Source organism: uncultured Alteromonas sp., assembly GCF_963976965.1.
GTDB lineage: Bacteria > Pseudomonadota > Gammaproteobacteria > Enterobacterales > Alteromonadaceae > Alteromonas > Alteromonas naphthalenivorans.
The window spans coordinates 364,226-377,974 of record NZ_CAXBMP010000001.1 but is presented as its reverse complement, the minus strand read 5'-3'; the positions used below and the strand labels follow the sequence as shown (position 1 = coordinate 377,974).

Genomic DNA, 13,749 nt, shown 5'->3' with positions numbered 1-13,749 from the left:
TATAATCCGCGTATTGAAATCTATTATTTGGTTTTAATAGAACATTGCTGAATTCCTAAATTCAGTAAATAAAAGAATCTATGGCTTAGCTTCTTTTATTGTTTAAGCTATTCACTACTGCACTTAACATTTCTTTATCGCCGTCATGAATTAACGCTTTCATACTGCGTTCATAAGCTTCTTTAGCATGTTTAGTTGCAGCTTTACAAATATCATCATTGCTTGTTTTTGCAATGGCATCTAACGTCTTTTGTATTCTTATAGAGACTTCAATCATGGATGCACCATCTCGTGCTAAACCTGTGAATGCGTCATCAAACATATCGGCCGTACTCATGTCAGGTACGGTTACTTTATCGTATTTAATATCACCAATGTCATCGCATTTTTCTTTGTGCGCCCACTGAATAAACAGCCGAGCATAACTGCCAAGAATACTGATGGCGGTACCTGGGTCGTTTACTGAAGGTGAAAGCGCGCGGGATGCTATTTCTGATAGCACGACCAATCCATATCTAGGATCGGCTTCAAATGACCGTTCGCTGCCAATTTGAAATGCTGAAAGCAGTGCTGATTTATCGCTGGCTTTACTGCTGCTGTCATCCTCGGAGTTTTTCGGTTTAAAGCTCTCGATGTAGCACAGCGGTTTATCCGGTGTGCAAAATTGTCCGGGTAGCATGGCGATATGAACTTGAGTGTCTCGTTCTTCAGCCCACGCTTGTACTTTTGCCATATCAACCATTTGTACATAGCCAATACTATCAGTTGTTAGTGTTTGGTATTTTGAGGGATCACCGCCCTGCTCTTTCACACTGTTCGGCTGCGGCTTACCGCCGAGCCTGGGCGTCGATAATCGATGGTTAATAGCACGCATGGCGGCATCTTCAACTTTTTGTACCGTAGAGCCCACACGGCCGAGTCTCGCGACACTGTCTACCCACCGGATAAACGTAAGAATGACAATCACAAAGACGAGACAGGTAAGACAAAAAAGAAGAAATATTCCAGCGTCTTCGAAGAAATTGTTAATTGATGCGGTTATGGCGACGACGCTAAAGATAAACGCGCCTACAAAAGTAGACAGCGCATTTTGTGAGGCATCATCTGAGATGATTAAACTTACCGAACGTGGCGTCGATGACCTGCTAGCAGATGCATAGGCACTTACCATAGTGCCTGCCGAGAAAGTCGCTATGACCAGCATGCTCGATGCCATAATGGATAGCAGTGTTTCTACTGAGGATTGATCGACTTTAGGTAGATGTTCAGCGAGTGCGGTGCCGTCTGCCAGTTTTGAGGCGAACACCGCAGCGATAGACAATACGCATAGTGATAAAGGCTTTACCCACAGTTTTTCCTTGAAGCTAAAAAGTAAAAAACGAAATCTATCTACTGAAATAGGCGCATCCATTAATTCGTGTCCTTTCTTTTATTATAATTATAGTAAGAAGTTTCTATTTCATACGTTTGTTTCCGGCACAACGTTTAGAACAATACACTACGTTATCCCAATTCTTCTCCCATTTCTTACGCCAAGTGAATAGTCTGTTGCACACGGGGCACATTTTGCTTGGTAAATCAGACTTCTTCATTTTCAGATAATTTAGTTAAAAAAATTGTCACGCTGTCTTTCATTGCGTTTATATTTTCATCTTTCATGCGGCCATGAGTTTTATACATCATTGCCATTCTTGGATTACCGCTTAGCTTTTCTTTATGCTTATCGATAAAATGCCAGTATAAGTAATTGAACGGGCAAGCCTTAGGACCTGTTTTTTTACTAACTTGATAACCGCAGTTTTTGCAGTAGTTCGACATTTTATTAATATAGCTACCACTGGCGACATAAGGTTTGCTCGCGAGTTGACCGCCATCACTGTATAAGGCCATGCCTGCTACATTTGGTAGTTCTACCCATTCATACGCATCTGCATAAACCAGCAAGTACCATTGTTGAACTTCTTCGGGTGACAACCCCGTTAAAAGACAGAAATTCCCCAGCACCATTAATCGCTGTATATGATGAGCATACGCGTTTGCTTGTGTTTCCTTTATGCATTGGCGCATGCAGTTCATGTTGGTTTGGCCATTCCAAAAGAAATCGGGGAGTGAGCGATTATGGTTGAAATAATTATCGCTCTTAAGGCTTGGCATAAAGTGCCAATAAAACCCTCTAACAAATTCCCGCCACCCCAGTATTTGGCGAATAAAACCTTCAACCGAGTTAAGCGGCGCAGTGCCCGCGTAATAAGCCGATTCCGCAGCATCAATGGCTTCTTTCGGGCTAAGCAAACCACAATTTAAATAAAACGCGATATGGGAGTGATATAACCAAGGTTTGCCTTCAACCATGGCATCTTGGTATTGGCCAAAATGGGGTAACCGTTCTTCTATGAAGTCGCTAAGCACCGTTAGCGCATCGTCGCGGGTAACGGCAAAGTGAAATGGGCTAATGTCACCAAAATGATCGCTAAACTCCTTTTCAACTAAATCAATAACGTCTTGGGTAATAGCGTCTATCTTGAATTGCGTGTGGGTCGGCACATTAGTACCCGCCGGCATAGGCTCTCGGTTTTGCGCGTCGTAATTCCACTTCCCACCAATAGGGCTTTTATCTTCCATCAAGATGCCATGTTTTCTTCGCATCTCTCGGTAGAAAAATTCCATACGCAATTGTTTTCTATCATGTGCCCAATCACTAAATTCTTTGGGGCTGGCGAGAAAACGAGCGTCGTTGATTATGCTGACAGGCACACCTAAGGATTGCTCCCATTGCTGCATGCTTTTCAGTAAACGATATTCGCCAGGTGATGTCACTTTGACATTATCAAAGTCGCCGCTCGCTAGCGTATATTTAACTTGTTCGAGCAAACTGCCTTGGTTTGACTCATCGTTATATTCAATATAGTTGACGTTAAAATTATCTTCTTTCAACGCTTTTGCGAAATGTCGCATGGCACTAAAGAGGAAAACAATTTTCTTTTTGTGATGCTTTACGTAAGTAGCTTCCTCACGTACTTCTGCCATAAGCACGGTATCTTGCACTTTTTTTGCGTTTTCTAAAACAGGCAGGTTGCGAGTAAGCTGATCACCTAAAATAAGTATTAAAGACGCCATGGGTACCCTACTCTTTTAAAGCCTGAAAGGCATCTAAAGCACGCTGTCTCGATGCTTTTAAATCTACGATAGGTTTAGGATAAGTATCCCCTAAATGTACTCCTGCATCTTTAGCAATGACCGGCGGCGCATCCCAAGGCTTATGTATGTATTTATCAGGAAGGTCGGCAAGTTCAGGGCAGTACTTCCTGACGTACTTTCCTTGTTTATCAAATTTTTCTCCCTGTAATAACGGGTTAAAAATTCTGAAATACGGTGCTGCGTCAGCGCCTGTGCCTGCTACCCACTGCCAACCAGCGGTATTGCTGGCTAAATCAGCGTCTACTAGGCAGTCCCAGAACCAACGTTCGCCCTCTTGCCAACTAATAAGAAGATTTTTAACCAAGAAAGAACCTACAATCATACGAACACGGTTGTGCATATACCCGGTTTGCCACAGTTCTCGCATACCTGCATCGACAATAGGGATACCGGTTTGCCCTTTTTGCCAGGCTTTAAGAGATTTTGCATCAGTGCGCCAATTGAACTTATCAAATTTATCATTAAAGTTTTTGGTCGGTATGGTTGGAAAATGGTAAAGCAAGTAATAGCTAAACTCGCGCCAGCCCAACTCACTTAGATAAGTATCTATGCTTTTATCTTCACTGGTTTCAAACCTGTCTTTAATAGCATACCAGACTTGATTAGGCGACACTTCGCCAAAATGCAGATGAGGTGATAGATGAGAGGTTCCATTCATTGACGGAATATCACGGGCATCTTTATATTTGCGGGCAGAGTGCTCGATGAAATCTTGTAAATTGTCAGCTGCACCGTCTTCACCTGGTTTCCAGTGATTTTTAAAATCACTGTCCCAATCTAGCGAAGGAAGTAAGTTGAGATCCTCTATATTACAAGACCCGTTAGCCTTAGTATTTTTACTATCATCAACATCGGCGTATGTAATTCGTGCTGGCGGTGCTTGAGGATAGCGTGGAGGCTCAACGTTCAAACAACCTTTTCTATAATATGGGGTGAAAACTCGGTAAGGCGTCCCGTCTTTTTTATGCACCTTCATCGGCTCCCACAGCAAACTACCGTTACTGCTGTGCGCCTCAAAGTCATTGTCTAAAAGCTGCTTTTTAATCGCTTTATCTCGATTAATTTGCCAAGGCTCATAGCAGCGATTCCAATAGATTCCCTTCGCTTCATAGGCTTCCATTAATGCAGGGATAAGCGTTTTAGGATCGCCTTTAAATACTTTTAGGTGATTATTCAATTTCTCGTTCAATGAATTCAACGAGTGATGTAACCACCAGTTACTGGCGCCTCCTAATGCTTTTGCATCGTTCGCATTATCATCGTAAATGTAAATCGGGATTATTTTTCCTTCATCACAGGCTGCATTTAACGCGGGGTTATCTTTTACTCTAAGGTCCTGTCTGAACCACATTATTGACACTGGCACTGTCACGGTTAGCCCTTTAATTGAACATTATATAAACACTTACGCATACATATGATACGATAATCGCAGAAAGCAGGATCCATCTACCCCAAAAAAATGTATAAGGGAGGGAACCCTATGTTACTGGATAATCATGTGATACGTGATTCAGCAAGACCTACAAGAGGCTTGTTTTGGTTTCGCCACGACTTACGTTTTCACGACCAAGTGGTGCTATCATCGCTTTGTCAGCAAGTAGACGAATTAACGCTTCTCTTTATAATAGACGACAGCTGGTTTGTACCAAACTCTTACGGTATTCAACCCGTTGGTGAGCATCGTTTTAACTTTCTTATAGATACAATAGAAGCATTAAACGAAAAAGCGAGCGCTTTGGGTCACTCTATTTTGACCTTAAAGGGCCAAACTCCTGAACTACTCGTGTCTTTGCTCTCATCTAATGCTTATACGCACATTGGTGTTACTGAACACGGAGGCTATAACGAGCGCAGAGAAGTAGAAGCGGTTTCTCGTTTTTTTCCTAATATCGAAATAGTGACAGGCGAATCTAGCTCGCTTTTCAATCAAAATGACCTTCCTTTTAATCTTGAAGTCATGCCGGATGTCTTTACCCCTTTTAAGCGTAAAATTGAATCTGCAATAAAACCCTGTGAACCTGTTGCAACGTTAACCGCATTGCCTACCCCTTTCACGCCAGATATTGACGCTGAATGCCAATATACGCTTAACCGTCGACCTCCACGTAATCAAACAGAAGGCTCATTCGTTGGAGGCGAAGACGCTGCACTCTCTCACTTAAACAGTTATTTATTCGAATGGAAAGTGGCAGCGAGCTATAAAGAAACGCGAAACGCATTAGATAATTGGCGCGACAGTACAAAACTGTCGCCGTGGTTAGCCACGGGTGCGCTATCGGCGCGGTATGTAATTCAAGAAGTTAAACAGTACGAACAAAATGTCGTTAAAAATGATTCAACCTATTGGATTTATTTTGAATTGCTTTGGCGTGAGTATTTTTATTGGCTTCAACAGAAGTTTGGACCAAAGTGGTTCCAGTTTGATGGCATAAAATCAAAAACGCCTAATACCAGCCACAACCATGAAGTATTTGTTGGTTGGTGTAACGGACAAACGGGATACCCTATTGTTGATGCGTGTATGCGTCAACTGGCGTCTACGGGTTATATGTCTAACCGAGGTCGACAATTGGTGGCAAGTTGCTTTGTGAATGAACTCAGGCAAGATTGGCGCTATGGTGCGGCTTGGTTCGAGAGTCAATTGTTAGATTATGATGTGGCTAGCAATTGGGGAAACTGGTTGTACCTGGCTGGCGTAGGTACAGACCCCCGAGAGAACCGGCAATTTAACTTGCAGAAACAAACCGAAATTTACGACCCGAAAGGTGACTTCTGTGCGAAATGGCTAGATTAACACCTTTATTTGTTACGTAAACATACCCACTAGCTAGCTTCTTTTTCAAGTTATGCGTAGCCTGCGGGAAGCAAATTCAGCCATTTTGGTTACGTGTAACCCAGTCAAGAGCAGTAAAAACGGGTTATCGGTTGTTTTTACGTAACCACTCATTAAGCAATTTAATTTGGCCACATTTGTAAGCGGCATACATCAAACGTACTGAGTTAGACACGGCTTCACTATCACTCCACCCTGTTTTCTCTCTAATTTCGTCGTAGCAAAGCTTAGCTTCTGGAGAAACATAGCCTCTCACAAGCTTTTTCCCTGCATCTCGTTGACGTTCTCGAAAGCGGCGTTGCTTATCAGCATTTGCTTTTGCTTTTTCTTTTATTGTGCTGTTTTTCGTATTTTCTGTCATAGTAATCACTAGCTCGTTGGTAATTCGAGTTTAACACGCGTTTTTATTTAGAAAAATGACTGTTCGGAGTTGTTTAGCTTACAAGTGTTCGCTAAATTAGCACCGCGAATTTAAAAAACAACGAGTTGGGAATGTCAGACAGAAAAAATAGTTTTAACAAAGAAGATTTATTAGCATGCAGCCGCGGCGAAATGTTCGGCCCAGGTAACAGCCAACTACCCGCCCCTAACATGCTAATGATGGATCGTGTCGTTTCTATTACTGAAGATGGCGGTGAACATGGTAAAGGCGAAATAATTGCTGAGTTAGACATTACGCCAGATCTTTGGTTTTTCGATTGTCACTTCCCAGGTGACCCTGTAATGCCTGGTTGCTTGGGTTTAGATGCTATGTGGCAGCTGGTCGGATTTTTCTTAGGCTGGTGCGATGGGCCAGGTAAAGGGCGTGCTCTTGGCGTGGGCGAAGTGAAATTCACAGGCCAAATACTGCCTACTGCCAAAAAAGTTACTTACAAAATCACCATGAAGCGTGTTATCAAACGTAAACTTTTCATGGGAATGGCGGATGGTTCTGTTGAAGTAGATGGTAGAGAAATCTACGTTGCGAAAGATCTTAAAGTAGGTTTGTTCCAAGACACATCTAACTTCTAGCTAATAACAGCGTCAAAACGATAAAAGCCCCATTACTGGGGCTTTTTCATTGCTTAATCACTTTCTAAGAGAGAAGACGTTATTTGACACTAAGACCTACGTGCCTGTCTTCTACCGCCTCGCGCCAGCCTCCTAACCATTCCGACCGAGCGTCATTCTGTTGAAAAGGACAGATATCCTTTGAACGACCGCTAATACCAGCTTGATACCCTTTTGAATGGGCGCGTGTCAGTTTATCTCTTTTTTGTCTTTTCATTGATTAGCCTCTTTAACTTTGTAGGATGTGCTACAAATTCTCTCTCGGGCCCAATACATCGTTTTTCAATTGATAGTGGCGGAAAAGTCATTGTGCACACTACTGTGATAGTGCAATGTGCAAAATGGTTCAACATAATTATTGTAAAGAGTGCATTGACATTTGGTAATGTTATGAAACATAGATGAATTTTATATTACACTTTTTGGGCATATATATTTCAATTTTTAAATCTTTTAGCAATAAAAAAGGCCGCTATTAACGAGCGGCCTTTGAAAAATAACTAAAAGTAGAGCGAATTGATTATTTCTTCAATTTGCGACGGAAAATGGCCAGTAAACTTAGCGCCATTAAGCCAAATAAGCCCGTAGAAGCGCCACTACGCTCGAAGCTATCATCAACTTCTTCGCCGTCGTCATCAATACTACAATCGTCAATCGTGCCACCAGTCGGTGATAATTTCACAGCAACAATAGCATCAATTTCTACGGTTTCACCTTCTGTGTTAATTATATCAACACCTGTACTATATTTACTGGTTGAACGAATACGCGCATTAGCGATAATCTCATCATTATCGTTAATATCGATAGCTTCTAGCAATGTGTATTCACTGTCACACGGCGTTAAATCGTTTAAATCTAGAAATTCTTCGGTTTCAATATCGAACATGAACGCGTGCGTTTCACGAACCGTATCGGATGTCGCATCGTAGTCTGATTTACCTACAATAATATTATTATTATTGATGGCATTTGCTTGTACGCCGGCAGTCGCAAAGAAACCATCTGGGTACAATTGCTCAGTGGTATCTAAGTTGTATGCGAACAAACGAGAACGCGCGATATCACTCGACTCACGTAACACTGCACCTGCTACCCAGTTGTTATCGTTAATCGCCATCGCTTGGCTAAGTAAATTTTCTTCTCGAGGAAGCAACTCTTCGGTTTCACCATCTCTAAATACGGTAGCGACACGTTCACTTTCGTTTAAGCCAGAAGAGTTCGGGCGTGTAATAGTAACCGCATCACCCGTTAACGCTTCACCTACCGCAATACCTTGCTCATTAATATCATAGGCGTAAGAGAAATAGTGACTAGTATCGTCTTCTTCAGGGGTAAATAATAACGGGAACGTGTCGGTACTGATGACTTCACCATTAACATCAAGTTGCCAAACAGTGGCGTTCACTTCTGAAGACAGCATAAAGCTCGACATAAAGCTGGTAGAGTTTGTCACAAAATAACTGGATATACGCGGAACGTTGAATTCGCCATTGTAAATGCTATAGAAGCAACGCCCTTCTGGCAAATCGCCACGGGTTTCATCTTCTTCACACGTTTCTATTGCATCGTCGACGGTATCCAGGAAGCTCACTGAGCTGAAACCTGCTACTTGGAGGTTTTGATTTACTGCGCGAGCAGAGGCAAATCCACCAAGAGTATCGTCTACCGGTGGAATGATTTTAGTTCCATTAGTTGTCTGAACAAAAGCTTGTTGAGCCAGTTCTGAGTAGGTGTAGTTTATCGTGTCGCCATCTTCGTTTTCATACTCATCGAGGACTACTATACCCGGAGAGTCACCAACGATAAAATTACCGCTTACACTATCGCGACCGCCAGCCTCTACAGACTGTGTGTAATCGTCGAACTTGTCGGTAACTTCGTCTAAGCCTGGCACCAAACTAATGTCAGTGGTATCAGTTAAGTAGGTTCTATAGCTCGCTAACTTTTGGCCCGTAGAAGCGGTTTGATTAGATAAAAGGTAGTTAACAACTAAAGTGTAGTCGGCGTCAGTGAAGACACCCTGCAAAGCATCATCTTCATTTTCAAGAGCCCCTGAAAACGAGGTAAAGAAACTAGTGTCTTCTTCTAACTGTTCTACATCAACAGGTGGGTTAAATTCCAACTGCACCATTGATAACATTTTACCGGTATTATCAATTGAACGGGCGAAGGTATTTTGACCAACATCCTGCAAAGGAAGTGGTGTCACGGTGTAGGTTTCGGCCATTGCCGAAACACTACCTGTTGCCAACAGAACGGCGACGGCAAGCTGAGTTCGTTTCATCTAAAATCCTATTTACTGCTGATTATCTTCCAGCATACTTTCTAATTCATCCCAGCGCGCATATTTCTGGGATAAGGCTTGTTCTTTCTCTGCTAACAGAGCTAAGGTTTTTGCAGTTTCATCGTTCCCTTTTTTAAAGAATTCAGGGTCGTTAACTAACAACTGCATTTCCGCTAATTCATTTTCATACTGCTCAATATCTGCAGGCAGCGATTCAAGTTCTCGTTGATCTTTATATGATAACTTTTTCGTCTTACGGGGAGAAGACTTAGCACTAGGACTATTCGAACTTAAATTAGTTTCATTCTTTACTTTGGCTTTTTCGTCTTTAATGACTTGTTGACGTTTAGCATTCTGATCTTTATACCAGCTCTCTACATCTGTGAAGCCACCAATGAACTCCCGTAAAAAGCCTTCGCCTTCAAATACGACACAACTGTTAGCAACATTGTCGACGAATTCCCTATCATGACTTACCAGCAAAACAGTGCCAGCATACTCATTTAAAAGGGTTTCTAACATCTCAAGCGTTTCAACATCAAGATCGTTAGTAGGCTCATCGAGCACTAGTAAGTTACTAGGCTTGAGCATAAGTTTGGCCAACATTAGCCTGTTTTTCTCACCGCCAGACAGTGACTTCACAGGCGCATTTACTCGCTCAGGTGAGAACAAATAATCTTGCAGATAACTAATAACATGCCTTGGATGCCCGTTAACCATAAGGTCACGTTTACCATCACCTACCGCGTCAATCACGGTTTGTTCCAAATCTAACCCATGGCGGTGTTGGTCAAAATAGGCGACTTCAAGATTAGTGCCTTGCTTACAATTGCCGTTATCGGGTGTTATTTCACCTAATAACAACTTAATCAGCGTACTTTTACCGCTACCGTTGGGTCCAACAAGTGCAAGTTTATCGCCACGTAGTACATTAAGGTTTAGTCCCTTCACAATTTGATTACCGCCAATGGCGTAATCTAAGTCGGTCACTTCAAACACCATTTTGCCCGAGCGCGTGCCCTGGTGCTGACTTACCACCGCGTTACCTTGCACTGCACGTCTGGCTTTACGTTCGTCACGCAGCTTTTTCAATGCACGTACACGGCCTTCGTTGCGGGTACGACGGGCTTTTATGCCTTGGCGTATCCACACCTCTTCTTGCGCCAGTTTCTTATCAAACTCGGCGTTATGCGCAGCTTCTACTTCAAGATCTTGCTGTTTTTTCTCTAAGTAGGTTTCGTAGTTGCCTGGGTAACTGGTTAATCCACCACGGTCTAAATCAACAATACGGGTTGCCATATTTCGGATAAATGCCCTATCGTGACTTACAAATACAATGGCGCCGTTGTAATTAGATAAACTACTTTCCAACCAGCGAATCATTTCGATATCTAAGTGGTTGGTGGGTTCGTCAAGCAACAGCAAATCAGGTGAACGAACCAATGCGCGTGCAAGTGCCGCTTTACGTCGCCAGCCACCTGATAAAGTAGACAATGAAATATCAGGCTCTAATTTAAGCATGGTGAGCGTTTGTTCTATTTGTTGCTCAAATTGCCATGCATCACGGGCTTCCAAGGTTTCCTGCAAAGTTTGCAAACGATTTAAGTTAGCTTCACTAGGGTCATCAGCCACTAACTTAGTCTGATGATGATAAGCCTTAATGGTGTCGCCTACATCTGCTAAGCCTTCAGCAACGTAATCAAAAAGCGTAACGTCGGTGGTTTGAGGCGGATCTTGCTCTAATCGAGCAATTATCGTGTCGCTTTCTATGATGCGCTGTCCGTCATCGGCTATCACATCACCTGAAATCACCTTCATTAAGGTGGATTTACCACTGCCATTTCGGCCTACTAAACACACACGCTCTTTGGGTTGAACAATCAGTTCAACACCATCTAATAAAGGGGGGTTACCGTAGATGACAGTGATGTTCTTTAACTGCAAAATACTCACTGTAAGAATGTCTCCAATGCGTTGGTATCAAATGGCCAGCCTATTTCTGCGCCATTGTCTTCCCGTTTTAATACAGGAATACGAGCACCGTATAAATGATACAAGTCGGTGCTATTACGAATATTTACTTTCTCGACGTTTAACGAAGAAAACTGCTGCGTATTAGCCAACTCAATGTCGGCTAAATCACACAAGCTACACTGAGGCCCCGTGTAAAACACTATTTTCATAAAGCTTCTCTTGATAACGCTTCTTTTGGTAACGCTTCCTTTGATAACGAAAGGATCCAGCACTTATGGATGTTTGCACGGCGGGAAAAGTCTTCTGGAATGGTTTCTTGGGTAATATTTTCAATACTAAAACCAAGCTCCTGCAACGCCTCTTCATCTAACTTGAAGCCACGTTTGTTGTTAGAGAAAATTAACGTGCCGCCTTCATTTAGACAGCTTCTAGCATTTGTTAGCATAGTAACGTGGTCACGCTGTACATCCCACGTGCTTTGCATACGTTTAGAATTCGAGAACGAAGGTGGGTCGATAAAGATTAAGTCGTATTTACCCTTATGATCGCCTAACCATGACGTGCAATCAGCTTGAACAAAAGCATGTGGCCCATTTAACTTGTTAAGCGCTACATTCTTTTTCGCCCAGTCTAAATAGGTGTTAGACATATCAACGGTTGTCACTGATTTCGCGCCACCTTTAGCTGCAAACACAGATACACTGCCGGTATAAGCAAACAGGTTAAGCACGTCTTTACCCTTTGAAAGCTGCATAACTTTTTGACGGGTGTTTCTATGATCTAGAAATAGCCCCGTATCTAAGTAGTCAGTCAAGTTCACCAATAGGCGCGCACCGTTTTCGTAAACTTCCATCATGGTGCCAGACTGGTTAATTTTTTCGTACTGCTTAGTTCCCTTTTGCTGGCTGCGTACTTTAAGTACAATTTGCTTAGGCGAAACACCGGTCACGCCAGGCAAATAAAGCAACACTTCTTGCAAGCGTTTACGAGCTTTGTCTTCCGACACTGTTTTAGGCGGCGCGTATTCTTGTACTACCAACCAATCGCCATACCTATCAATTGCCACGTTGTAATCGGGCAAGTCGGCATCGTAAATACGGTAACAGTTGGTATCAACTTTGTTGATCCAACCTTTCATTTTCTTAAGGTTTTTCTTTAAGCGATTAGCAAATTCATGATTCGACGCATCTTCAGAAAATTGAACCGTGTTTTCTTCGCTTAACACATAGTTCACTAAACGGCACTCTAGCTTACCGTTATTCATCCCGTAGTCTTTGGTTGCTCGTAATTTTAAAACACGCAATAAGTCACGGTTGCTACTAAGCAGTGAAACGTGCCAGCCTTTCCATGCTTCTTTAAAGCGCTTACCCCATTCGCTGAAAAGCGGAATAAGAGCCGTTAGTTCACCTAAACGTTCACCGTAAGGTGGGTTAGACACCATATAACCTGGGGTCGCAACCGGCGGTGACGACTTAGTGGCATCTTGATTACTGAATTTAATATCGTTAAAAACGCCTGCATAATCGGCGTTATCTTTGGCAATGGCAATCATTCTGCGGTTGTAATCGGCAGCGAAGATTTCGCTCTTACTTTCTGTTTGGTTCGCAATGGCATCATTTACCAACGAATCCCAGTATGCGGCATCGTGGCTTAGCCATTTGCTAAAGCCCCAATACTCACGCTTTATGCCAGGAGCAATATTACGTGCCATGAAGGCCGCTTCTATGGCAATAGTACCCGAACCGCACATCATGTCAGCAAGGGGCTTGTCCATGTTTTCGGTCCAACCACTGCGCATTAGCATGGCACAGGCAATATGTTCTTTAAGTGGAGCATCACCGGTTTCTTGACGATATGAACGTTGGTGCAAACTTGCACCGGCCATATCAAGGCCAATAATCACATTGTCTCGTTGAAGTCTGGCATAAACAGGAAAATCTGGCATTTTGCGTTCAACCGAAGGTCGAGCTTGGCCTTCTTCTACGAATTGGTCAACAATGGCATCTTTAATTCTAACTGCGCCGAATTGCGTGTTCTTAATTTCGTAGTTGGTCCCAATAAATTGCACTGACAACGTGTGGCGAGATTCCATATGCATCTGCCAATCAATATCCATGGCTGTCTTATACAACTCTTCAGCATTACCTGCCTTTCCTGTGCCTAAGATCCAAATAACGCGGTTAGCTAAACGGGACCAAAGACAAAGTTTATAAGCGTCTTCTTTGCTTCCTTCAAACTGCAACATGCCCGGAGACTGTTTAATTTCTGCACCTGGGCATAAATTGAGTATTTCTTGCTTAAGGAGTTCGTCAAGACCGCGGCTGGTTGTTGCCAGAATAGTATTCATTCAATTACCTGATAGAGCGTGTGTTTATTGACACACGCTTGAGTGTATAAAACTGTA

General features: G+C 42.8%; 12 protein-coding genes. 2 read left to right on the top strand and 10 right to left on the bottom strand.

Annotated elements, in window-relative coordinates; all coding sequences use genetic code 11:
- Positions 1-85: 85 nt before the first annotated feature.
- From AAC006_RS01625 to AAC006_RS01610, 4 genes are read right to left on the bottom strand one after another with little or no spacing between them, the layout of a single operon-like run.
- Positions 86-1,411 carry a DUF2254 domain-containing protein gene (locus AAC006_RS01625; protein WP_013784093.1) on the bottom strand — a complete coding sequence of 442 codons (1,326 nt, stop codon included), beginning with the start codon at positions 1,409-1,411 and terminating at the stop codon, positions 86-88.
- A 43-nt stretch (positions 1,412-1,454) separates the two neighbouring features.
- Positions 1,455-1,592, bottom strand: coding sequence for a DUF2256 domain-containing protein (locus tag AAC006_RS01620; protein WP_013784092.1), 138 nt, complete (start codon positions 1,590-1,592; stop codon positions 1,455-1,457).
- Positions 1,579-3,117, bottom strand: a complete 1,539-nt coding sequence (locus AAC006_RS01615; RefSeq protein WP_013784091.1) for a cryptochrome/photolyase family protein — start codon at positions 3,115-3,117, stop codon at positions 1,579-1,581. The genes AAC006_RS01620 and AAC006_RS01615 overlap by 14 nt, the downstream gene beginning before the upstream one ends.
- A gap of 7 nt (positions 3,118-3,124) precedes the next feature.
- Complete coding sequence (locus tag AAC006_RS01610) at positions 3,125-4,570, bottom strand: deoxyribodipyrimidine photo-lyase (protein ID WP_339890572.1); 1,446 nt, start codon at positions 4,568-4,570, stop codon at positions 3,125-3,127.
- 111 nt (positions 4,571-4,681) lie between these two features.
- Between AAC006_RS01610 and AAC006_RS01605 the strand changes: the two genes are divergently transcribed.
- Complete coding sequence (locus tag AAC006_RS01605; protein WP_126872266.1) at positions 4,682-5,995, top strand: DASH family cryptochrome; 1,314 nt, start codon at positions 4,682-4,684, stop codon at positions 5,993-5,995.
- Positions 5,996-6,119: 124 nt separating this feature from the next.
- Here the strand turns inward: AAC006_RS01605 and AAC006_RS01600 are convergent, their stop codons facing one another.
- The gene (locus AAC006_RS01600) at positions 6,120-6,395 is read right to left on the bottom strand and encodes a hypothetical protein (protein ID WP_013784088.1); all 276 of its coding nucleotides are present in this window, start codon (positions 6,393-6,395) and stop codon (positions 6,120-6,122) included.
- A gap of 131 nt (positions 6,396-6,526) precedes the next feature.
- Here AAC006_RS01600 and fabA point away from each other — a divergent pair, with 131 nt between their 5' ends.
- On the top strand, positions 6,527-7,045 hold the full coding sequence (fabA, locus tag AAC006_RS01595) for a bifunctional 3-hydroxydecanoyl-ACP dehydratase/trans-2-decenoyl-ACP isomerase (RefSeq protein WP_057791803.1): 519 nt from the start codon (positions 6,527-6,529) through the stop codon (positions 7,043-7,045).
- Between the two features lie 79 nt (positions 7,046-7,124).
- Here fabA and rmf read toward each other — a convergent pair whose 3' ends face one another.
- The 5 genes from rmf to rlmKL form a co-directional block, all read right to left on the bottom strand.
- Positions 7,125-7,301, bottom strand: coding sequence for a ribosome modulation factor (rmf, locus tag AAC006_RS01590; protein ID WP_013784086.1), 177 nt, complete (start codon positions 7,299-7,301; stop codon positions 7,125-7,127).
- A gap of 303 nt (positions 7,302-7,604) precedes the next feature.
- Positions 7,605-9,371, bottom strand: coding sequence for a DUF3466 family protein (locus AAC006_RS01585; protein WP_126872267.1), 1,767 nt, complete (start codon positions 9,369-9,371; stop codon positions 7,605-7,607).
- A gap of 12 nt (positions 9,372-9,383) precedes the next feature.
- Positions 9,384-11,324, bottom strand: a complete 1,941-nt coding sequence (locus tag AAC006_RS01580; protein ID WP_126872268.1) for an ABC transporter ATP-binding protein — start codon at positions 11,322-11,324, stop codon at positions 9,384-9,386.
- Positions 11,321-11,554, bottom strand: coding sequence for a glutaredoxin family protein (locus AAC006_RS01575; protein WP_013784083.1), 234 nt, complete (start codon positions 11,552-11,554; stop codon positions 11,321-11,323). The genes AAC006_RS01580 and AAC006_RS01575 overlap by 4 nt, the downstream gene beginning before the upstream one ends.
- A complete protein-coding gene (rlmKL, locus tag AAC006_RS01570; protein WP_126872269.1) occupies positions 11,551-13,692 on the bottom strand; it encodes a bifunctional 23S rRNA (guanine(2069)-N(7))-methyltransferase RlmK/23S rRNA (guanine(2445)-N(2))-methyltransferase RlmL in 2,142 nt (713 codons plus the stop codon). Before rlmKL ends, AAC006_RS01575 begins: the two co-directional genes overlap by 4 nt.
- Positions 13,693-13,749 lie beyond the last annotated feature (57 nt).